The organism is Enterococcus sp. FR204 (genome assembly GCF_031143325.1).
In the GTDB taxonomy this organism is placed as follows: domain Bacteria; phylum Bacillota; class Bacilli; order Lactobacillales; family Enterococcaceae; genus Enterococcus_B; species Enterococcus_B faecium.
Genome location: NZ_JAKZIW010000007.1, coordinates 1 through 20,183 on the forward strand (window position 1 = coordinate 1; position 20,183 = coordinate 20,183).

A 20,183-nucleotide genomic window follows, 5' to 3' on the forward strand; every position below is an offset into this window, starting at 1 on the left:
ATAAATGAAAAAACAGAGCCAGATTAGCATTATTTTGCTAATCCAGCTCTGTTTATTCAGCCTATTTTTCTTTTTGAATATATCAAGCGTTGTGGCAACATAGTGATAACTAATGAAACAACGACGATAGACAACAAACGATCAAGGTAGTCTGTACCTGCCTGTACCAAGATCACACTTGTTGTCTGACTTAAACCTAACCCATGTAATAGCTGAACGATCATACTGGATCCTGAGGAGGTGATCCCGCCAAATAACTGAACGGTAATGATCGAAGAAACGATCGTTCCAGGTACCGACAAAATCAAAGCGAGTAATAACAGTTTCAAGCTGTTTTTATCTTTGCCGAGATATCTTGGCAAAATCAATCCAGCAAGCAAGCCTGTGAGAATTTGGATTGGCGAATAATACAGAGAAAAAATATCTGTAGTCACTCCACTTAAAATACCGCTGGACAATCCTGTCAGCATTCCAGGTACAGGCCCAAGCAATGCACCAGCAAAAATCGTTCCGATAGAATCGAGATAGATTGGCAAACGAAGCCATAAAGCAATCGTTCCTCCAATATAATTGATCCCAATACACAAAGCCATCACTGTAAGTACGCGAGTTGCCATTTTGTTTTTATTCATTTTGTTAGCCCATCTTTAACCTTTCCAAATCTTTCATAATCGTTTCTTCTTGTGCATTTAAAAGAACGGTTAAAAACTTTCGGAAAAAAAGACGAGTATCTACTTTTGTCATAATTTTACTGTTAGCAGGTTTCTGCCAAAATTCATAACGATCAACCAATGTTTGTCCACGACTTATTCCTTGAGTTTCCACAGCAGTGAAGCTTTCGAAACCTTCACAGATGGCCTCCTCGATAAAATAAGCAACAGCTAACGGATCATTGATGACACATCCTAAAATTCTTTCTTGTTTCCAGTGGAAGTCAAAATAAAAACGAGTGATCGCTTTTAGATACTCTCCCTCTTCAGGATTCATTTGACAGCAGTATTCGAGGATAGTCGGTGTCAAGACGATTTCTCTTGTCACATCTAACCCAACCATTTCTATCGTTTGTTTGAGATTCTCGAATACATAAGAAGCTGCTTCAGGATCACACCAGTAATTGTATTCAGCAACTGGCGAACAGTTACCATGGCTTTTGTAAGTTCCACCCATCGAGACAAAACGATCTATATGTTTCCCAATATTTGGGTTGACTTTCAAAGCAAAAGCGATATTGGTCAAAGGACCCAAAGCAATGACTGATGTATTTGTCTTTTCTTTGAAATAATCAGCCAAAAAATCAACGGCATGGAGAGGTTCTGCCTGTTTTCTCAAGATCATCGGGAAATTTGTTTCCCCTAAACCATCCATACCATGAGTGTCTTGTGCACTGATGAAAGGTTGCTTCAAAGGTTTTTCCATTCCTTGATAAACAGGAATGTCTAAACGATCACAGCGTTCCAGGCATTTCAGCACATTCTGCGTACCTATATCTGCAGGGACATTCCCACAAACTACGGTAATAGCAACTACTTCGATATCAGGGGATTTGACAGCTAATGATAAAGCTAAAGTGTCGTCGATCCCTGGATCGCAATCAATAATTACTTTTCGCATTATTTCCAATCTCCTTTCTTTAGAGATACTTAGTTTTTTATTCTGGGAAGTTTCCGAACCAGTCCAAGACGAGCGTCTTGATTATAATGCACGAAATTAGTATACTGGCTTTTATTGCGAATGTAAATGCTCTCTTACAAGTAAATCTATTGAGGAGAACTTTAAGTAAATGATACAATGAAAAAGAAATGGAATTTACGTGTGCCGAAAATAGAGAATCCTATGGATCGGTACATTGGATAATAGATAGATTATAGTTTGGCAGAAAGCGGCGGGTGTACAATGGTTATTTTTTATTTCATTCTTATTCTGATAATTATAGGGATCAGTTACCATTTTCTTTCTTATTTTTATGCAAAGAAATTAGTAAGAGCGGGAGTACAGAGAGGATATGACTGGTATGAAGACACTGGTCATCGTTTGATGGACCCTGCTGCAGTCACGTCAGTAGAAAAAAAACGACAAAAATTAGAAGAAGAGTGTGAAAGCTTTTGGGAGCAGGGAACACCCAAAACAATCAAAAGTTATGACGGGTTGAAACTAGCTGGTCAGATGTTCATCCATCCAAATAAGCAGAATAAATGGGTCATTTGCGTACATGATTACCGAAGCACAGGGAAAAGAGACATGTCTCATATAGGTAAAAGATATGCAGAGAAAGGATTCAACGTTCTTGTACCTGATTTACGTGCGCACGGAGAAAGTGAAGGAGAAATCATCGGAATGGGATGGCTAGATCGGCTAGATTTAATTGCCTGGATCCAACTCATCTTAGATGAACAGCCGAATGCGTCCATTATTTTACACGGCGGATCAATGGGAGCTTCTACGATCATGATGGCAAGTGGTGAAAAACTTCCATCAGCGGTCAAAGGATTTATTTTAGACAGCGGATATGTTTCTGTTTATGCAGAATTCCGATATATGTTAAGTAAAATCACTGTCTTTCCTAAAAAAATGGTCATGAGATATGCGAATCATTATGCCCAGAAATACGCCGGTTACTCCTTAAAGCAAGCATCAGCTACGAGACAGCTTGGCAGCAATCATCTGCCTTTATTAGTCATCCATGGTGAAAGAGATCATTTTGTCCCTACAGAAGCAGCGTACACGATTCAAAGTGCTACGGCAGGGGATAAAGCACTGCTGCTTGTTCCAGAAGCAGAACACTTGGAAGCATCGATGAAAGATCCGAAAACCTATTGGACAGTGATTTTTTCGTTTATTGAACAAATAATAACGATGAATTAATTTTCTCTTCTTTTTTGTAAGTAATTCGAGGATAAATAATTGTTTATAGATCAGGAGACTGCTAAAATAAGGTAGGAATAAAAAAATATCAGTTATTTGAGGAGTGCGGCATATGGAAATCAAAGAAGAAAAAAATCGTCTTGCTTTATTCAATGATGAGCAACAAGAGATTGGAGAAATGACATGGTCAGATGCGGGCCCAGACATCATGATCATTGACCATACATTTGTAGATCCAGCATATCGTGGTCAAAAGTTAGCTGAAAAGCTAGTGTATACTGGAGTAGAATTAGCAAGACGAGACGGGAAAAAGATCATTCCTTTATGCCCTTATGCAAAAAAAGAGTTTGAAAAGAAACCAGAATATCAAGACGTCTTACGTCAGTCATAAGAATAACAGCTGAAAGTTTTGAACTTTCAGCTGTTATTCCATTTATATAGAGTTGTCACGGACTTTTATCTATGATAAAGTTAAAGAGACGATATCTTTTGGGAAGGAGGCTGCGATATGTATAATTTAATTTTGGGAATCGTGATCGTTTTATCGATTGTTATGGTCATTGCGATTATGATGCAGCCAAGCAAGCAAAATAGTGCAGCGAGTGCATTTACCGGCGGTGCGGATCAACTATTCGGCAAACAAAAAGCTCGCGGCTTTGAAGCTGTCATGCAGCGATCAACTGCAGTTATGGGAGCTATCTGGATGATCTTATTATTTGTCCTAGCATATTTATCTTCGAAGTAGTTGAATAAGCCTCTCGCAAAACGGCGGGCGGCTTTTTTTATTGCAAAGAGAACGCTTAAGAAGAAGTTATGAAAGAAACTATGGTAAAATGAGGCGAAAGAGGTGAGACGAGTGAGACAATTACCAAAACCCCTTTATGCAAAACATGGAAAGCGAGCGGTTTTGCTGCTTCACGCTTACTCAGGAAGTCCAAACGATGTTCGAATGCTCGCACGATTTTTGGAAAAAGCAGATTATACAGTTTATGCGCCGCTTTTTAAAGGACACGGAACAATGGAGCCATATGATATCTTGCAAGAAAAAGCAGAAAGCTGGTGGGCAGACACTAAAAAAGCCATCCATTTTTTACAGTCTGAGCAGTTTTCTGATATTGCCGTATTAGGATTATCGATGGGCGGCATCTTTGCTGTACGAGCACTAGAAGAAGAATCAGTGATTGGCGGCGGTTTTTTCTGTTCGCCTTTGTCTCCTGTAAAAACAAACGTGCCTGAAAACTTTGAAAAATACGTACGTCAAGTGCTGAAGACAGCAGGTAAATCAGAGAAAGAAATCAATGAAAAAGCAGTTGCTTACCGCTCGTTAGCTGAACAACAATTAATGGATATACAAGCTCAGGCAGCAATCGTAGAAAGTAGGTTGTCAGATATCCAACAGCCGATATTTTTAGCTCAAGCTGGGAAAGATGAAATGGTCGACCCTAATGGCGTATTTGAAACTGCACGCAAGTTGATCCGTCAGCGAGTGACACTTCAATGGTATCCTGAAAGTGGTCATGTGATTACAGTTGGTACAGCAAGACGCGAATTAGAAAAAGACGTCTTGGAATTTTTAGAAAAATTACCTTGGAATGAGGAATAAATATGACAAAAGAAACGATAAAAGAGAAAATTCTCTTTTTCATGGAAAGCAGTCGCAAACGCAGTTTTTCTATGGAAGAAATCGCTGAAGGTTTAGGGTTCCAAAAAAGCGATGATTTTAAATTACTAGTACAAACGATTGCTCAAATGGAAAGAGAACAGAGTATAGTTTTCAATAAAAAAGGAAAAGTGAAACTTCCTTTAAAACCAATCTTGATCGAAGGAACATTTCGAGCAAATGAACGAGGATTTGGATTTGTAACGATTGATCCCGAAGAAGATGACATCTATATCCCAAAAGAAGCGACTGGTTTTGCAATGGATGGAGACACCGTAGCAATAGATATCATGAAGCGAGCAAATACAGATATGGATCGCGGAGCAGAGGGGAAAGTAATCGAGATTCGAGACCGGGCGACTACTCAGTTAGCAGGGGAATTCGTTGCTTATTCAGAAGAAGAAATACAAGAAACAGATCTTTACGGCGTTGTTATCCCGAAAGATAGAAAGCTCAACCAATTTAAAGTATATGCAGCAGCAGAGGGAGTTCGTCCAGTTGACGGAAGTATTGTGCTGATCGAACTGACCCATTACCCTGAAAAAGGGTATGCGACTAGTTTAGAAGGGATAATCAAGCAAGTGATTGGTCATAAGAATGACCCTGGCATGGATATCCTCTCAATTGTCGTGGCTAATGGTATCCCTACGAAATTTCCTGATGATGTATTGTCTGAAGCAGATGAAGTTCCAGATCAAATCAGCGAAAAGGATATAACTGGACGTAGAGATTTAAGAAATCAGCTCATTGTTACGATTGATGGAGAAGATGCAAAAGATCTAGATGATGCAGTTACGGTTAAAAAATTAGATAACGGTAATTATTTTCTTGGAGTACACATTGCAGATGTTTCTTACTATGTGACACAAGGCAGTCAATTGGACAGAGAAGCATATGAAAGAGGGACAAGTGTATATTTGACTGATCGAGTGATTCCGATGATCCCGCAACGTTTATCGAATGGTATCTGTTCACTGAATCCCCATGTTCCAAGGCTGACCATGAGTTGCGAAATGGAGATTGATCCAAATGGACAAGTAGTCTCTCATGATATTTTCCCAAGTGTGATCCAAACAACAGAACGGATGACCTACACAGCTGTCAATCAAATCTTAGAAGATCAAGACGAAGAAACGATGCAACGCTATGCTCAGCTTGTACCTATGTTCCAAGAAATGGGTGAATTGCATCGAATCCTTGAAACGATGCGAATCAAACGTGGCGCGATTTCTTTTGAGGATCGCGAAGCGAAAATCCTTGTTGATGCTGAAGGACACCCAAATGACATCCAGCTAAGAAGCAGAGGAATTGGTGAACGCTTGATCGAATCTTTCATGCTTGCGGCCAATGAAACGGTAGCTGAACATTATAATAAATTAAATCTGCCGTTTATTTACCGAATCCATGAACAGCCAAAAGAAGAAAAAATGCAGCGCTTCTTTGATTTTGCTTCAGCTTTGGGCATTCTGGTCCGAGGAACGAAAGGAACGATCACACCAAAAGATTTACAGCATGTGATCGAAGGAGTAGAAGACAAACCAGAAGCTGCAGTTATCAATACTATGTTGCTAAGAAGCATGCAACAAGCACGCTATTCAGAAGACAATTTTGGGCATTATGGCTTAGCGGCAGATTACTACACACACTTTACATCTCCTATTCGACGCTATCCCGATCTAATCGTCCATCGTCTGATCCGTTCTTACAGTGAAGATAAAAGTGAAAGCAATCAAAGTTCGTGGGCTGCGGAACTTCCTGAAATTGCAGATCATAGTTCTAAGATGGAACGTCGTGCAGTAGAAACAGAACGTGAAGTAGATTCCATGAAGAAAGCAGAATTCATGATGGACAAAGTGGGAGAAGAATTCGATGGGATCATCAGCTCTGTTGTGAAATTCGGCCTGTTTATCGAACTGCCGAATACAGTAGAGGGATTGATCCATATCAATGAATTGAAACAGGACTACTTCCATTTTGTTGAAAATCATTTAGCTCTTGTAGGTGAAAGAACTGGTCTGACTTTTAAAATCGGACAGAAAGTGCGAGTAAAAGTAGTCAAAGCTGATCCAGATGAACGAGCAGTAGATTTTGAACTTGTTTCCGCAGAAGAGGTTACAGCGTTGGAACGGCCAAAAACACGAAATGGAAAATCAGGAAAACGCGAAGGAAAACAAGCAGGAAAACGCCCAGAAAGAAATGGCAAGAAGAACAAACGATATAGCGATAGTAAGCAAACGTTCGGTAAGAAAAAAGGGAAGAAGCCATTTTACAAAGGTGTTAAAAAGAAGAAAAAGAAAAAATAAAATGAGTTGGAGGAAACAGCTATGCCAAAAGGCGAGGGAAAATTAATTGCACAAAACAAGAAAGCTCGCCATGATTATTCGATCATCGACACGATGGAAGCAGGGATGGTCTTGCAAGGAACCGAGATCAAGTCGATACGAAACAGCCGGATCAATCTAAAAGATGGATTTATTCGCGTTCGCAACGGAGAAGCTTTCTTGCATAATGTTCATATCAGTCCTTATGAACAAGGAAATATTTTTAATCATGATCCGTTGCGCACGAGAAAGTTATTATTACACAAAAAACAAATCATCCGGCTTGAAAATGAATTGAAAAATACTGGAATCACTGTTGTTCCTTTAAAAGTCTATATTCGTAACGGCTATGCCAAGGTATTGATTGGTCTGGCGAAAGGGAAAAAATCTTATGATAAACGGGAAGATTTGAAACGAAAAGATATCGATCGACAAATTGATCGAACATTAAAAAATTTCTCTAGATAATTTCATTATCCTTTTTCGCATATTCGGTGCTTTTGCTTTTACTTAATGATAAAATTTGTTAGCATTTAATCTGATAAAACATGATTATCATAGGTTTTTTCTTAGATCAGGAGCACCGTGTATAAAGAAAAATTCGCTTCGTTTTTGACTGAAATAAAAAAGTGTCTAATTTTCATGAAAATGTTTTGAATTTTCTGTTTCATGGTGGTATGATACCGTGTGGTTAGAAACCGATTGGAAAAAACCAGATACGCACATGAATTGATTTTATGTGAATTTCGGGGAAAAGAGGTGAAATGGATTGGATGAACGCTCGCTAACGTTCCACATTGGACCAATTTGGTTTGATGGTACAGTTTGTATAATGGTGTTACTGACCTGTTTGATTGTTTTCTTCTTAGCTTACTTTTTTACAAGAAATCTTAAGTTGAAACCAACAGGCAAACAAAATGCGATAGAATGGGTCATTGATTTTAGTCGAGGAATCGTAACAGATAATCTGCCTAGAAAAGAATTGAGCAATTTCCATTTGTTGGCATTTACATTGTTTTTATTTGTTTTTGTTGCAAACAACATCGGTTTAGTAACAAAAATCGTTTTACCTAACGAAACAACACTTTGGAAAAGCCCGACAGCAGACCCGTTTGTTACTTTAACTTTGGCATTTATAATGATCTTACTTACTCACTTATTTGGGGTGAAAAAGTTAGGCTTCAAAGGATATTTCGTAAATTCGTTCTTGAAACCATATAGTTTTATGTTTCCGATGAAACTGATTGAAGAATTTACAAACTTATTAACACTTGCTTTACGTCTTTATGGGAATATTTATGCGGGGGAAGTTTTGCTAACCTTGATTGCAAAAATGGTAATAAGCTTAGGCTGGTTCTCATTGCCGTTAGCAATTCCATTAGAGATGGTCTGGATCGCATTCTCCTTGTTTATCGGAAGCATCCAAGCATTTGTCTTCGTTACTTTATCTATGGTTTATATGAGCCATAAGATTGAAGTGGAAGAATAATATTCGTTTTAAAAACAAACTACTATTTATCTAATTTAGGAGGAAAACAATTATGAATTATATCGCAGCAGCAATCGCAATCATGGGAGCAGCAATCGGAGCCGGTTATGGTAACGGTCAAGTTATCTCTAAAACAATCGAATCAATGGCTCGCCAACCTGAAATGTCTGGTCAATTCCGTACAACAATGTTTATCGGGGTAGCTCTAGTCGAAGCTGTTCCTATCTTAGGGGTAGTTGTCGCCTTGATTCTAGTTTTTGGTGTTTAATTGAATCAGTATTAAGGCAGAAACAATTTGGTTTGTTACTGCTTTTTTACATGAAAACTAGAAGTACTTCAAAGAAAGGAAGGCTCGCCTATGCTGAATCAATTGGCAATTGCAGAAGTTGGCAATGCGATGTTAGGAAATGTCATCGTTGTCAGCGGCTCATTTTTGATACTACTGGCTCTCTTGAAGCATTTTGCTTGGGGACCAATCAGCGATATTTTGAAAAAACGTGAAGACAAGATCGCCAATGATTTGGATTCTGCAGAACAATCTCGCATCAACTCAGCGAAAATGGAACAAGAACGCGAACAACAATTGTTAGCCTCTCGTTCTGATGCAGCTGATATCATCAAAAATGCGAAAGAAAGTGGAGAATTAAGCCGCCAAAATATTTTGAAGGATGCTCAAGAAGAAGCAGCTCGTCTAAAAAGTAAAGCCCTAGCTGATATCACTGTAGAACGTGATTCAGCGCTGAAATCTGTAAAAGACGATGTTGCAGAACTATCTCTTCAAATCGCGGAAAAAATCTTGAACAAAGAATTATCTCCAGAAATGCACGAATCATTAATCAATCAATATATCGAAGGTCTAGGTTCTTCAAATGAAACTAGATAAATATACAGTAGGAAGACGTTACGGGAAAGCTTTATTTGAACTGGCGATCGATTCAAATCAAGCAGAAGAAATCTATCAAGATCTCGTAAGCTTACGTCAAATCTATGAACAAGTACCTGGATTAGGTAATATGTTAAGTGATGTTCGTCTAGAACCTCATGAAAAACGAGAAATCATGGACAAGCTTGTTAGTGGCTATGATGGAATCGTTAAAAACTTTTTAGAAGTTGTTTATGCGTATAACCGAATGGATGATCTTTTGTTCATGATCGAAGAATATGAACGTCGATATGATGAACATCAAGGTTTGCTGTTGGGAAGTGTCACAACAGCAGTTCCACTTTCAGACGAACAACGAATACAATTAGAAAAGAATGTTGCAAAAACAATGAACTATCAATCAGTCGAATTAAAACAAATCGTTGATTCTTCTATTATTGGTGGCGCGATTGTTGAAGCTAACCATCGAGTAATCGACGGAAGCATTCGCACGCAATTAGAAAATATGCGTAATCAATTAAATAGATAGTACAAAGAGGTAGGTGAATCGAATGGCCATCAAAGCAGAAGAAATTAGTGCCTTGATTAAAGAACAAATTGAAAATTATCAAAACGTGCTTTCAGTCGAAGAAATCGGTACCGTAACTTATGTAGGTGACGGGATCGCTCGTGCACATGGTTTAGAAAACGCGATGAGTGGTGAGTTGCTTGAATTTTCAAATGGCTCATACGGAATGGCGCAAAACTTAGAATCAAATGATGTAGGTATCATTATCCTTGGCGATTTCGAGTCCATTCGTGAAGGAGATAAAGTAAAACGAACAGGAAAGATCATGGAGGTTCCAGTTGGAGAGGCCTTGATCGGACGGGTAGTTAATCCGCTAGGTCAGCCAATCGACGGACTAGGTGAAATCGTTACTGACAAAGCTCGTCCAGTAGAAGCAATGGCACCAGGCGTTATGCAACGTAAATCTGTTAACGAACCAATGCAAACAGGTCTAAAAGCAATCGACGCTCTTGTACCAATCGGACGCGGCCAACGTGAATTAGTTATCGGTGACCGTAAAACAGGGAAAACTTCTATTGCGATCGATACGATCATCAACCAAAAAGGTCAAGATATGATCTGTATCTATGTAGCAATCGGACAAAAAGATTCTACAGTTCGTACACAAGTTGAAACATTGAAAAAATATGGCGCAATGGATTACACAATCGTTGTGAATGCCGGTGCGTCTCAACCAGCGCCGTTGCTTTATATCGCACCATATGCTGGTACTGCAATGGGTGAAGAGTTCATGTACAACGGTAAACATGTCTTGATCATTTTTGATGATCTTTCAAAACAAGCTGTTGCTTATCGTGAACTTTCCTTGCTACTTCGCCGTCCACCAGGTCGTGAAGCTTATCCAGGGGATGTTTTCTACTTACACTCACGCTTATTGGAACGTGCAGCAAAATTAAGTGATGATTTAGGTGGCGGTTCAATGACTGCCTTACCATTTGTTGAAACACAAGCTGGAGATATCTCTGCTTATATCCCAACAAACGTTATTTCGATCACTGATGGACAAATCTTCTTAGAAAGCGACTTGTTCTACGCAGGTACTCGTCCAGCGGTTGATGCCGGACTATCTGTATCTCGTGTAGGGGGTTCTGCGCAAATCAAAGCAATGAAAAAAGTTGCTGGGACTTTACGCCTAGACTTAGCAAGTTACCGTGAATTAGAAGCATTTACACAATTCGGTTCTGACTTGGATGCAGCAACACAAGCAAAACTAAATCGTGGACGCCGTACAGTAGAAATCTTGAAACAAAAATTGCATGCACCGCTAGCTGTTGAAAAACAAGTAGTGATTTTGTATGCTTTGACACATGGATTCTTAGATAGTATCCCTGTAGACAGTATTTTAGACTTCGAACATGAATTATTCGAATATCTGGATACCAATCATTCAGATATCTTTGAAACAATCCATACAACAAAAGATCTTCCAGAAGAAGAAGCGTTGAACAATGCGATTCAGGAATATAAAGACATGTTCTTAGCTACAAAAGGAAGTAATTCCTCTACAGAAGATAAATTGAAATCCATTCAAAATGCATAGTGAGGTGAGATGAATGGGTGCTTCATTAAATGAAATCAAGACACGTATCGCTTCAACGAAAAAAACGAGCCAAATCACGCGGGCAATGCAGATGGTGTCTGCTTCTAAGTTGACAAAATCTGAAGCTTCTTCACAGAAGTTTCAGGTTTATGCAACAAAAGTAAGAGAAATCGTTACGCATTTGACTGCTACTCAGTTAAATGATATTGCCTCAGAAAATCCTAGAGGGGATATCAATTACAACAGCATGCTGCTCAGCCGTCCTGTTAAGAAAACTGGTTATATCGTCATCACTGCAGATGGCGGTTTAGTCGGTGGATATAACAGCTCGATATTGAAACAAACGATGTCTATTTTAGAAGAAGACCACCAATCACCCGATGATTACGTGATGATCGCAATTGGCGGAACTGGTGCAGACTTCTTTAAAGCACGCGGTATCAATCTAGCATATGAGCTGCGCAATCTATCTGATCAGCCAAGCTTTGATGAAGTCCGCAAAATCGTAAATATGGCAACAACTATGTTCCAAAACGAAGTATTCGATGAATTATACGTATGTTATAACCATCATATCAATTCGCTAACTAGTCAGTTTCGTGTAGAAAAAATGCTGCCAATCTCAGACTTAGATCCAGAAGAAGCAACTACTTTCGAACAAGAATATATTTTTGAACCTTCAAAAGAAGAAATCTTGTCTCAGTTATTGCCTCAGTATGCTGAAAGTTTGATCTACGGTGCGATCGTTGACGCCAAAACAGCAGAACATGCTGCTGGTATGACAGCAATGAAAACAGCAACTGATAATGCTGCTAATATCATTGATGAGCTGACGGTTTCTTATAACCGTGCAAGACAAGGGGCTATTACCCAAGAAATTACCGAAATTGTTGCCGGAGCTTCGGCACTAGAATAGTATTGAGATTGGAGGAAAAAAGATGAGTTCAGGCAAGATTGTTCAAGTAATCGGTCCCGTTGTCGACGTGGAATTTTCTTTAGACCAATCCTTACCAGATATCAACAACGCATTAGTTGTTTATAAAAATGACGAAAATAAATCAAAAGTTGTTCTTGAAGCAGCGTTAGAATTAGGGGACGGAGTGATCCGGACCATTGCGATGGAATCAACAGATGGTTTACAAAGAGGAATGGAAGTCATTGATACAGGCAAAGCAATCTCTGTTCCTGTAGGTAAAGAAACATTAGGTCGCGTATTCAACGTACTAGGAGATACGATCGATTTAGAAACACCTTTCCCAGAAGATGCGGAAAGAAGCGAAATTCATAAAAAAGCACCAGCCTTTGACGAATTAAGTACAAGTACAGAAATTTTGGAAACAGGGATCAAAGTTATCGATTTGCTTGCCCCATATTTAAAAGGTGGGAAAGTCGGACTATTCGGTGGTGCCGGTGTTGGTAAAACCGTACTGATCCAAGAACTGATCCATAATATCGCCCAAGAACATGGTGGTATTTCTGTATTTACCGGTGTAGGTGAACGTACTCGTGAAGGTAATGACTTGTATTATGAAATGAAAGATTCAGGAGTTATCGAAAAAACAGCCATGGTGTTCGGACAAATGAACGAACCACCAGGTGCACGTATGCGTGTTGCTTTGACTGGTTTGACGATTGCGGAATATTTCCGTGATGTAGAAGGTCAAGATGTACTGTTGTTTATCGACAACATTTTCCGTTTCACTCAAGCTGGATCTGAAGTATCAGCCTTGTTAGGACGGATGCCTTCTGCGGTTGGTTATCAACCAACATTGGCAACAGAAATGGGTCAATTGCAAGAACGTATCACATCTACGAAAAAAGGTTCGATCACATCGATCCAAGCAATCTATGTGCCAGCCGATGACTACACTGACCCGGCGCCGGCAACAGCATTCGCCCATTTGGATGCGACAACCAACTTGGAACGTAAATTAACAGAACAAGGGATTTATCCAGCGGTAGATCCATTGGCTTCTTCTTCAAGTGCTTTAGCACCTGAAATCGTGGGAGAAGAACATTATAAAGTAGCAACAGAAGTCCAACACGTATTGCAACGATATCGTGAATTACAAGATATCATTGCTATCTTAGGTATGGATGAATTATCCGATCAGGAAAAAGTGTTAGTTTCTCGTGCCCGCAGAGTCCAATTCTTCTTGTCACAAAACTTTAACGTGGCTGAACAATTTACTGGTCTTCCAGGTTCTTATGTTCCTGTAGAAGAAACAGTGAAAGGATTCCGCGAAATCTTGGAAGGCAAATACGATGATCTTCCTGAAGAAGCTTTCCGAAGTGTTGGCCGAATCGAAGACGTCGTAGAAAAAGCGAAAACACTAGGCTACTAGAAAGGGGTGCCCCATGGATCAATATTTAACAGTAAATGTGGTAACTCCTGCCGGTTTGGTCTATGATCACCATGCAGCTATCGTCGTCGCACGTACGACAGCTGGTGAGCTTGGGATTTTGCCTAAACATGCACCAATCATCGTTCCTTTGACGATTGATGAAGTTCGTGTAAAACGGACAGATTCAGATACCCATGTCGATTGGATTGCTGTGAATGGCGGAATCATGGAAGTGCGTGATAATGTTGTTTCAATCGTTGCTGATAGTGCGGAACGTGAACGGGATATCGATGTATCTCGTGCGGAACGTGCAAAACAACGTGCAGAACGCCAAATCGAAGAAGCAAAAGCAAAACAAGATACGAACGAATTGAAACGGGCAACTGTTGCGTTGCACCGAGCAATCAATCGTATCAAAGTATCTAAGCACTCATAAAATGAGATGCGGATGTTTATCCGTGTTTAAGAACAGTAAAAAGAGGTTATGACAGAAGTGGTCAGCTTCAAGACATAAGAAGGAATTTACGAAAATTGCTTCTCAAATTTTTGTGAAATCTCAGCTTATTTTTCGAAGAAGCTACTTCTGGAACACCGTATATCAGAGGTTGTGAAATCAGCGTTTTGTCCTGAGTATTAGAGAAACAAATGGAAAATAGTTCCTCATATTTTGCCGTTTTTTGAGCTAATACCGAGGGTCAGATGATTGAACATTGAACACCGTTTATTTGGAATAAGGGACTGCGACAAGACTTTTGTCTCAGTCCCTTTTTTTGCATATTTTTAGCATTTATTTCCAAAAAAATGTAAGGGGATTCCTATATTTTTAAGTATACTTGTTTTTCCTTTTATACATTTTATGGTATTATCATTTTATTAGTTATTATAAAACAATCGTTAGAAAGGACGTCATTATGCAAGTATACGGAATTGATGCGGTGCTTCGAATCGTGAGTCATTTGGCGTTTATCTACTTAGCCTTCTGGTCTTTACGTTCGTTACGCATTGAAACTTTTTTCAGACCAATGCATAATACGCAAATTAGAATGGCAATCGTACTTTTTTCAATTTTTTTAGGGTACACTGCAAGTAATTTTTTCTTAGAAGTTATCGCTTTATGCCGAAATCTTTTCGTTAGCCTGTAAATTTTAAAAAAAGGTACTATTTTAAAAGCAAGGATGTTATAATAGAAAAGATTTTGAGTAAGTGTATGCTCATTGGAATTTTTTGGAGGGAACAACATGGAAGAGATCATCGTAAGAGGTGGCAATCAATTAAATGGAACAGTAAGAATTGAAGGAGCTAAAAATGCTGTTTTGCCTATTTTAGCTGCTAGTTTGTTAGCAGAAGAAGGTATTACGACATTAGACAACGTTCCGATTCTTTCTGATGTCTTCACTATGAATCAAGTGATTCGTCACTTAAACGTAGATGTAGATTTTGATGAACAAAAGAATCAAGTAACAATCGACGCTTCAAGACAATTAGAAATCGAAGCGCCTTATGAGTATGTTAGTCAAATGCGTGCTTCAATCGTTGTGATGGGTCCGCTACTTGCCAGAAATGGACATGCAAAAGTAGCTATGCCTGGTGGATGTGCGATTGGTAAACGACCAATCGATTTGCATTTAAAAGGATTTCAAGCTTTAGGAGCAAAAATTATTCAAAAAAACGGCTATATCGAAGCAATTGCGGATGAATTGATCGGTAACACGATTTATTTAGATTTCCCTAGTGTAGGTGCTACTCAAAATATCATGATGGCTGCCGTAAAAGCAAAAGGAACAACCATCATTGAAAACGTAGCTCGCGAACCAGAAATCGTTGATTTAGCAAACATTTTGAATAAAATGGGCGCTCAAGTCTATGGAGCTGGTACTGAAACAATGCGTATTGAAGGCGTGGATCATTTACATGCAGTCAACCACTCAATCGTACAAGATCGTATCGAAGCAGGTACCTTTATGGTTGCTGCTGCAATGACACAAGGCAATGTGCTGATTGCAGATGCTATCTCTGAACATAACCGCCCATTGATTTCTAAATTGATCGAAATGGGTGCAGAAATCATTGAAGAAGAAGGCGGAGTCCGTGTCATCGGACCAAAACATATCTTACCTACAGATGTAAAAACGATGCCTCATCCTGGTTTCCCTACAGATATGCAAGCTCAAATGACAGCTATCCAATTAGTTGCAGAAGGTACAAGTGTGGTGACTGAAACAGTGTTTGAAAATCGTTTCCAACATTTAGAAGAGATGCGCCGTATGAACGCTCATGTCAAAATCGACGGAAATGTAGCAATCATGGATGGAAACCATGAATTGCAAGGTGCAGAAGTATATGCAACAGACTTGCGGGCAGCAGCAGCATTAGTTTTAGCTGGCTTGAAAGCAAATGGAATCACACGTGTGCGTAACTTGAATTATCTAGACCGTGGATATTATAATTTCCATATCAAACTACAGCAATTAGGTGCAGACGTCGAACGTGTAGACATGGATCAAACTTCTGCTGAAAAAACAGCACAAACGATTGCTTAAGGAAGTGGCTGAATGAGTAACCAACGATATATCTTATTAACTTTGATAAAGATTTTAGTGGTGATCTTATTGCTTATCCTTCTTTTTGTGGCCGGAACGATGATCGGATATGGTGTCATCGGTGGCGGCAATCCATTTAAAGTATTCCAGCCAAGTTTGTGGATTCATATTCGAGACTTTTTTCATTGATAAATAAGAATCACAGTGGTTCTAGTCGATATGAAGTGAGCCATGAAGCAGAACATGATAAAAGAAAACAGAAGGGAACGTTGACGTTAGTCGCGATCCCTTTTTTTAGTAAAAGAAAAGAAGGAATCTAATTGATGAAGAAGATATTGATTTATTTAGTTAGAGGATATCAGCGCTTTATTTCGCCTGCATTTCCACCTAGCTGCCGTTATTACCCAACCTGTTCCAATTATATGATAAAAGCAATTCAAACCCATGGTGCGCTAAAAGGGACGGTAATGGGGACTGCACGGATCTTACGCTGTCATCCTTTTGTCAAAGGCGGTATCGATTATGTACCATTGACATTCCGATTAACGCGAAATAAGAAAGATAAAAAAGAACCAGATTATAAAAAGGTTGTGAAAAATACGGGTAGCACTGAGCGATAAAGAAAAAGAGGAAATTTATTGTCAAAGTAACAACTCCGCAACTACTTATATGGGGGACAAAAAATGATCGAAGAACTAAACAAGAAAGATTTACCGTGGTCCTTGTTATTAGATGCAGATCCTGATAAAGAAAAAGTTCAAGTATATGTTTCCAGAGGGAGTGGCTGGATATGGAAAGAAAAAGAAAAAACAATAGGTGTACTGATCTATGTGGCAAGGGAAAAAGAATACGAAATCGTCAATGTAGCAGTAACCCCAACGTATCAAGGAAAGGGGATTGGCGGAAAATTACTTGAGACAGCTTTTCAGAAGCTTTCACAGCTAGCTTCAAACCAAACTCGGATCATTATACGTACTGGCACTACTAGTAGCGCTGCGTTACACCTCTATCAAAAAATGGGCTATGTGGAGATTGGTCGAGTCAAAGACTATTTTATCCATCATTACTCTGAGCCCATTTTTGAAAATGGAGATCAATTAAGGGATCAAGTGATTTTAGCAATTCACTTACCTAAAAATAGCTTTAACTAATAAACTTTCAATTCGAGAAAATGCTTTCAAATGCTAAATAGATACATTACAATAGCTTTAGCAAACAAAAAGGAGAATATTTTTATGGGAATATTAGTTTTTGATTTTGGTGGATCGGCTGTCAAATATGGTTGTTGGGATGGCAAAGAGATTAAAGGTAAGGGACAATTTGCAACGCCTGAATCTTGGGAAGAAATGAAAACGCAATTATTTCAAGTTTATAAAAAAATACTCGTTTCTTTTGAAGTCGAAGGAATTGGAATCAGCTCTCCTGGAGTAGTGAATAATGAGAAACAGGTGATTGAGGGAATCAGTGCGATTCCTTATATTCATGGATTTAATATTTTCCGAGATTTGGAAACTCTGTTTCAACTCCCAGTAACGATTGAAAATGACGCCAACTGTGCCGGAATGGCTGAATTTTATGAAGGTGCTGCCCGTGATTATCAAGATGTTGCTTTTGTTGTGGCAGGAACTGGGATTGGCGGGGCGTTGTTCACGAAAGGACAAATAAATAAAGGGGCACATCTTTACGGTGGAGAATTTGGGTTGATGTTCTTAGATGGCGATAAGACATTCAGTAAACTTGGTACAGCGGTACAGATGGCTTGGCGTTATTGTGAACGCAAAGGTCTCGATAAAAATGCTTATACCGGAAAAGATGTCTTTGAATTAGCAGAAACTGGAGATGCAATAGCAAAAGAAGAAGTTGAGAGTTTTTATACGTATCTTACAAAGGGATTATTCAGTATTCAATTTTCGTTTGATCCAGAAGTGATCGTATTAGGCGGCGGGGTTTCTGCAAAAGAAGGGCTCATTGATGAGATCAAAAGCCGAATGAAGAAGCTGACAGAACAATTCGATCTGCATGATTTCGAACCGCAGATTTTATTATGTGAGTACAGAAACGATGCTAATCTTGTAGGTGCAGCAGCAAACTATCTCGCTGTACGTCAAGGAGAGAATTAAGAGCTTTAGAGAAGGTGCAGCTTGCATAAAAGAAGAGAATGAAATGAATAGGAGATTTTTACCTAAGGAATGTTTTATTTGCTGCAGTATGATAAAATATCTGAGAGGTGAAAATGATGTCAAAAAAAAATAAAGATATTGAAGTACGTATAGAAGAAGTGAAAAAAGATATCAAAGGTAAGAATTATGAAGTCACTCAGTTATTTATAGGGAAAAAAATGATTGGTGAGATCTTAGCCTATGGGCCAAAAGAATATGAAATTTTCTTTGGTGAAGAAGATTTTGGAAAAGAAAAAAGTCTTGAAAATGCGATAGAAACAGTGATTCGACACTGGAATCTGCACGAATAAAAAAATATCAAAAAAACTTTCAATAAAGGGTTGCAAAAATCTGGAAAATTAGGTATTATAACTAAGTCAGGTTGATACAAACCTTTCGGAGGAGTAGCGAAGTGGCTAAACGCGACGGACTGTAAATCCGTTCCTTAGGGTTCAGTGGTTCGAATCCACTCTCCTCCATTTCATTGGGGTATAGCCAAGCGGTAAGGCAAGGGACTTTGACTCCCTCATGCGTTGGTTCGAATCCAGCTACCCCAGTATACCACAATCGTAAGCTCTCGTTAGTTCGAGAGCTCTTTTTTTGCTTTGCTACCTTGTTCCTTGAAGATTCTGCTGAATTAAGATAGAGTTAAGTTAACTACAAGAATTGGAGGGATCCACATGAAATGGAAAGAAAAAGTAGACGAAGCAGCTGAAAAGTTATATGATTTGGTCAAATCAGAAAAATACAATATTGAAGTGAATATTCCGAAAAAAGGCGGAAAAGCGGTCCAGGTAAAATCAAAACGCCCAACGAATCATACAAAAAAATGGATGGCTAAAAACCGCTAATAATAACAAAAGATCCATAAGTCGGCATTTTCATCGATTTTAGGGTCTTTTGTTATTTTCTAGGTTGAACATATCTAAAAAATTGTTTCTGACAATAGGAGTAGGGAGAACGATGTGTGTCTAAATCCTCTGTTGATGGATAGAAACCTTTATCTTTTTCAGTTGTGAATCAGGTATATACCAGTTATAATAGAAGAAACGAAAGGACGGGTGTACGTTATGTCGAATCAATTACCTGTATATATACAGATTCATGACCAATTAAAAAATGAAATCGAACAAGGTATATGGAAAGTCGGAGACCGTCTTCCTTCAGAAAGAGAATTAGCAGTGAAATTCAATGTCAGCCGTATGACGTTGAGACAAGCAATTCAAAACTTGGCAGATGAAGGAATCTTAGAAAGAAAGATCGGTTCGGGCACGTATGTTGCGCGAGAAAAAGTACAAGAAAAAATGTCTGGTGCAACAAGTTTTACAGAAATTATGGAATCACAAAATCGAGTACCGTCTAGTCGGACAATCTCTTATTTCTTGACTTCGCCAAGCTCAAGTGAAATGGAAAAACTAAACTTGAGTAAAGATGACACGATCTTGCGAATGGAACGTATTCGTTTCGCAGATGATGTCCCTATTTGTTTTGAAGTTGCCAGTGTTCCACAAAAGCTGATCGATGGCTACAGCAAAGCAGAGATTACTGAATCGTTGTATCGCACGCTAGAAGAAAAAGGCGGGAAAAAGATCGGTCCAGCGAATCAAACGATTACTGCTGTGTTGGCTTCTGAGAAAATTGCTGACTATTTAGAGGTAAAACGAGGAGATGCAGTTCTTCGTTTGCGCCAGATTTCTTATTTTGAAGACGGTACGCCGTTTGAGTATGTGCGTACGCAATACGTAGGAAATCGTTTTGAGTTTTATTTGGAAAAATAAAAAACAGGTGATCCCTGATTCCTTATTAGAAATAAAAG

At 38.9% G+C, this 20,183-nt stretch carries 25 protein-coding genes, 2 tRNA genes and 1 riboswitch; of the genes, 25 read left to right on the plus strand and 2 right to left on the minus strand.

The window, feature by feature from the left end; translation table 11 throughout:
- Positions 1-56: 56 nt before the first annotated feature.
- Both RG571_RS03080 and RG571_RS03085 read right to left on the minus strand, forming a co-directional pair.
- On the minus strand, positions 57-632 hold the full coding sequence (locus RG571_RS03080; protein ID WP_002289479.1) for an ECF transporter S component: 576 nt from the start codon (positions 630-632) through the stop codon (positions 57-59).
- A 4-nt stretch (positions 633-636) separates the two neighbouring features.
- The gene (locus RG571_RS03085; RefSeq protein ID WP_195193499.1) at positions 637-1,611 is read right to left on the minus strand and encodes a nucleoside hydrolase; all 975 of its coding nucleotides are present in this window, start codon (positions 1,609-1,611) and stop codon (positions 637-639) included.
- Positions 1,612-1,634: 23 nt separating this feature from the next.
- A riboswitch (PreQ1 riboswitch) is annotated at positions 1,635-1,679 on the minus strand.
- Between the two features lie 214 nt (positions 1,680-1,893).
- On the opposite strand from RG571_RS03085, the gene RG571_RS03090 reads away from it, so the two are divergent.
- From RG571_RS03090 to RG571_RS03210, 25 genes are all read left to right on the plus strand, one after another.
- Positions 1,894-2,862: an alpha/beta hydrolase gene (locus RG571_RS03090; protein WP_195193498.1), complete on the plus strand. Its 969-nt coding sequence runs from the start codon at positions 1,894-1,896 to the stop codon at positions 2,860-2,862.
- A 112-nt stretch (positions 2,863-2,974) separates the two neighbouring features.
- Complete coding sequence (locus tag RG571_RS03095; RefSeq protein ID WP_002296443.1) at positions 2,975-3,253, plus strand: GNAT family N-acetyltransferase; 279 nt, start codon at positions 2,975-2,977, stop codon at positions 3,251-3,253.
- 117 nt (positions 3,254-3,370) lie between these two features.
- The gene (gene secG, locus RG571_RS03100; RefSeq protein ID WP_002289017.1) at positions 3,371-3,607 is read left to right on the plus strand and encodes a preprotein translocase subunit SecG; all 237 of its coding nucleotides are present in this window, start codon (positions 3,371-3,373) and stop codon (positions 3,605-3,607) included.
- 102 nt (positions 3,608-3,709) lie between these two features.
- A complete protein-coding gene (locus tag RG571_RS03105) occupies positions 3,710-4,465 on the plus strand; it encodes a carboxylesterase (RefSeq protein WP_258430301.1) in 756 nt (251 codons plus the stop codon).
- Between the two features lie 2 nt (positions 4,466-4,467).
- Positions 4,468-6,825: a ribonuclease R gene (gene rnr / locus RG571_RS03110; protein ID WP_258430300.1), complete on the plus strand. Its 2,358-nt coding sequence runs from the start codon at positions 4,468-4,470 to the stop codon at positions 6,823-6,825.
- A gap of 21 nt (positions 6,826-6,846) precedes the next feature.
- Complete coding sequence (smpB, locus tag RG571_RS03115; protein WP_002289013.1) at positions 6,847-7,311, plus strand: SsrA-binding protein SmpB; 465 nt, start codon at positions 6,847-6,849, stop codon at positions 7,309-7,311.
- 301 nt (positions 7,312-7,612) lie between these two features.
- On the plus strand, positions 7,613-8,332 hold the full coding sequence (gene atpB / locus RG571_RS03120; protein WP_002289012.1) for a F0F1 ATP synthase subunit A: 720 nt from the start codon (positions 7,613-7,615) through the stop codon (positions 8,330-8,332).
- A gap of 52 nt (positions 8,333-8,384) precedes the next feature.
- Positions 8,385-8,600, plus strand: a complete 216-nt coding sequence (gene atpE, locus RG571_RS03125) for an ATP synthase F0 subunit C (RefSeq protein WP_002289011.1) — start codon at positions 8,385-8,387, stop codon at positions 8,598-8,600.
- A gap of 90 nt (positions 8,601-8,690) precedes the next feature.
- Positions 8,691-9,215, plus strand: a complete 525-nt coding sequence (atpF, locus tag RG571_RS03130) for a F0F1 ATP synthase subunit B (protein ID WP_258430299.1) — start codon at positions 8,691-8,693, stop codon at positions 9,213-9,215.
- Positions 9,202-9,744 carry a F0F1 ATP synthase subunit delta gene (locus RG571_RS03135; protein WP_002289009.1) on the plus strand — a complete coding sequence of 181 codons (543 nt, stop codon included), beginning with the start codon at positions 9,202-9,204 and terminating at the stop codon, positions 9,742-9,744. Before atpF ends, RG571_RS03135 begins: the two co-directional genes overlap by 14 nt.
- Before the next feature lie 22 nt (positions 9,745-9,766).
- A complete protein-coding gene (atpA, locus tag RG571_RS03140) occupies positions 9,767-11,323 on the plus strand; it encodes a F0F1 ATP synthase subunit alpha (RefSeq protein ID WP_258430298.1) in 1,557 nt (518 codons plus the stop codon).
- 13 nt (positions 11,324-11,336) lie between these two features.
- Positions 11,337-12,239: a F0F1 ATP synthase subunit gamma gene (locus tag RG571_RS03145; protein ID WP_002317883.1), complete on the plus strand. Its 903-nt coding sequence runs from the start codon at positions 11,337-11,339 to the stop codon at positions 12,237-12,239.
- 22 nt (positions 12,240-12,261) lie between these two features.
- The gene (gene atpD, locus RG571_RS03150) at positions 12,262-13,668 is read left to right on the plus strand and encodes a F0F1 ATP synthase subunit beta (RefSeq protein ID WP_002289006.1); all 1,407 of its coding nucleotides are present in this window, start codon (positions 12,262-12,264) and stop codon (positions 13,666-13,668) included.
- Between the two features lie 13 nt (positions 13,669-13,681).
- Positions 13,682-14,104, plus strand: a complete 423-nt coding sequence (locus RG571_RS03155; RefSeq protein ID WP_002289005.1) for a F0F1 ATP synthase subunit epsilon — start codon at positions 13,682-13,684, stop codon at positions 14,102-14,104.
- Positions 14,105-14,579: 475 nt separating this feature from the next.
- The gene (locus RG571_RS03160; protein WP_002289004.1) at positions 14,580-14,810 is read left to right on the plus strand and encodes a DUF1146 family protein; all 231 of its coding nucleotides are present in this window, start codon (positions 14,580-14,582) and stop codon (positions 14,808-14,810) included.
- A gap of 96 nt (positions 14,811-14,906) precedes the next feature.
- Positions 14,907-16,208, plus strand: coding sequence for a UDP-N-acetylglucosamine 1-carboxyvinyltransferase (gene murA, locus RG571_RS03165; protein WP_002289003.1), 1,302 nt, complete (start codon positions 14,907-14,909; stop codon positions 16,206-16,208).
- Between the two features lie 12 nt (positions 16,209-16,220).
- Positions 16,221-16,397, plus strand: a complete 177-nt coding sequence (locus RG571_RS03170) for a DNA-directed RNA polymerase subunit beta (protein ID WP_002292789.1) — start codon at positions 16,221-16,223, stop codon at positions 16,395-16,397.
- A gap of 134 nt (positions 16,398-16,531) precedes the next feature.
- Positions 16,532-16,828 (plus strand): membrane protein insertion efficiency factor YidD, encoded by a 297-nt coding sequence (gene yidD, locus RG571_RS03175; protein ID WP_002289000.1) that lies wholly within the window; start codon positions 16,532-16,534, stop codon positions 16,826-16,828.
- A gap of 63 nt (positions 16,829-16,891) precedes the next feature.
- Positions 16,892-17,359: an N-acetyltransferase gene (locus tag RG571_RS03180; protein ID WP_002317882.1), complete on the plus strand. Its 468-nt coding sequence runs from the start codon at positions 16,892-16,894 to the stop codon at positions 17,357-17,359.
- An 84-nt stretch (positions 17,360-17,443) separates the two neighbouring features.
- Positions 17,444-18,328, plus strand: a complete 885-nt coding sequence (locus tag RG571_RS03185; protein ID WP_002302918.1) for an ROK family protein — start codon at positions 17,444-17,446, stop codon at positions 18,326-18,328.
- A 113-nt stretch (positions 18,329-18,441) separates the two neighbouring features.
- Positions 18,442-18,678 (plus strand): DUF2969 domain-containing protein, encoded by a 237-nt coding sequence (locus RG571_RS03190; RefSeq protein ID WP_002316425.1) that lies wholly within the window; start codon positions 18,442-18,444, stop codon positions 18,676-18,678.
- 87 nt (positions 18,679-18,765) lie between these two features.
- Positions 18,766-18,846 (plus strand) — tRNA-Tyr (locus tag RG571_RS03195).
- 6 nt (positions 18,847-18,852) lie between these two features.
- Positions 18,853-18,924 (plus strand) — tRNA-Gln (locus tag RG571_RS03200).
- A 123-nt stretch (positions 18,925-19,047) separates the two neighbouring features.
- The gene (locus tag RG571_RS03205; RefSeq protein ID WP_002294990.1) at positions 19,048-19,218 is read left to right on the plus strand and encodes a hypothetical protein; all 171 of its coding nucleotides are present in this window, start codon (positions 19,048-19,050) and stop codon (positions 19,216-19,218) included.
- A gap of 219 nt (positions 19,219-19,437) precedes the next feature.
- Positions 19,438-20,145, plus strand: coding sequence for a GntR family transcriptional regulator (locus tag RG571_RS03210; RefSeq protein ID WP_002292782.1), 708 nt, complete (start codon positions 19,438-19,440; stop codon positions 20,143-20,145).
- The last annotated feature ends 38 nt before the right edge of the window (positions 20,146-20,183 follow it).

Bases quoted from the DNA above. Each gene is read 5' to 3' on its own strand.
- RG571_RS03170 (WP_002292789.1), top strand. From the start codon at position 16,221: ATGAGTAACCAACGATATATCTTATTAACTTTGATAAAGATTTTAGTG.
- rnr (WP_258430300.1), top strand. From the start codon at position 4,468: ATGACAAAAGAAACGATAAAAGAGAAAATTCTCTTTTTCATGGAAAGC.
- RG571_RS03085 (WP_195193499.1), bottom strand. From the start codon at position 1,611: ATGCGAAAAGTAATTATTGATTGCGATCCAGGGATCGACGACACTTTA.
- RG571_RS03090 (WP_195193498.1), top strand. From the start codon at position 1,894: ATGGTTATTTTTTATTTCATTCTTATTCTGATAATTATAGGGATCAGT.
- atpF (WP_258430299.1), top strand. From the start codon at position 8,691: ATGCTGAATCAATTGGCAATTGCAGAAGTTGGCAATGCGATGTTAGGA.
- RG571_RS03160 (WP_002289004.1), top strand. From the start codon at position 14,580: ATGCAAGTATACGGAATTGATGCGGTGCTTCGAATCGTGAGTCATTTG.
- RG571_RS03205 (WP_002294990.1), top strand. From the start codon at position 19,048: ATGAAATGGAAAGAAAAAGTAGACGAAGCAGCTGAAAAGTTATATGAT.
- RG571_RS03155 (WP_002289005.1), top strand. From the start codon at position 13,682: ATGGATCAATATTTAACAGTAAATGTGGTAACTCCTGCCGGTTTGGTC.
- RG571_RS03185 (WP_002302918.1), top strand. From the start codon at position 17,444: ATGGGAATATTAGTTTTTGATTTTGGTGGATCGGCTGTCAAATATGGT.
- secG (WP_002289017.1), top strand. From the start codon at position 3,371: ATGTATAATTTAATTTTGGGAATCGTGATCGTTTTATCGATTGTTATG.
- atpA (WP_258430298.1), top strand. From the start codon at position 9,767: ATGGCCATCAAAGCAGAAGAAATTAGTGCCTTGATTAAAGAACAAATT.
- murA (WP_002289003.1), top strand. From the start codon at position 14,907: ATGGAAGAGATCATCGTAAGAGGTGGCAATCAATTAAATGGAACAGTA.
- RG571_RS03080 (WP_002289479.1), bottom strand. From the start codon at position 632: ATGAATAAAAACAAAATGGCAACTCGCGTACTTACAGTGATGGCTTTG.
- RG571_RS03095 (WP_002296443.1), top strand. From the start codon at position 2,975: ATGGAAATCAAAGAAGAAAAAAATCGTCTTGCTTTATTCAATGATGAG.
- RG571_RS03135 (WP_002289009.1), top strand. From the start codon at position 9,202: ATGAAACTAGATAAATATACAGTAGGAAGACGTTACGGGAAAGCTTTA.
- atpE (WP_002289011.1), top strand. From the start codon at position 8,385: ATGAATTATATCGCAGCAGCAATCGCAATCATGGGAGCAGCAATCGGA.
- atpD (WP_002289006.1), top strand. From the start codon at position 12,262: ATGAGTTCAGGCAAGATTGTTCAAGTAATCGGTCCCGTTGTCGACGTG.
- yidD (WP_002289000.1), top strand. From the start codon at position 16,532: ATGAAGAAGATATTGATTTATTTAGTTAGAGGATATCAGCGCTTTATT.
- RG571_RS03145 (WP_002317883.1), top strand. From the start codon at position 11,337: ATGGGTGCTTCATTAAATGAAATCAAGACACGTATCGCTTCAACGAAA.
- smpB (WP_002289013.1), top strand. From the start codon at position 6,847: ATGCCAAAAGGCGAGGGAAAATTAATTGCACAAAACAAGAAAGCTCGC.
- RG571_RS03190 (WP_002316425.1), top strand. From the start codon at position 18,442: ATGATGTCAAAAAAAAATAAAGATATTGAAGTACGTATAGAAGAAGTG.
- RG571_RS03210 (WP_002292782.1), top strand. From the start codon at position 19,438: ATGTCGAATCAATTACCTGTATATATACAGATTCATGACCAATTAAAA.
- RG571_RS03180 (WP_002317882.1), top strand. From the start codon at position 16,892: ATGATCGAAGAACTAAACAAGAAAGATTTACCGTGGTCCTTGTTATTA.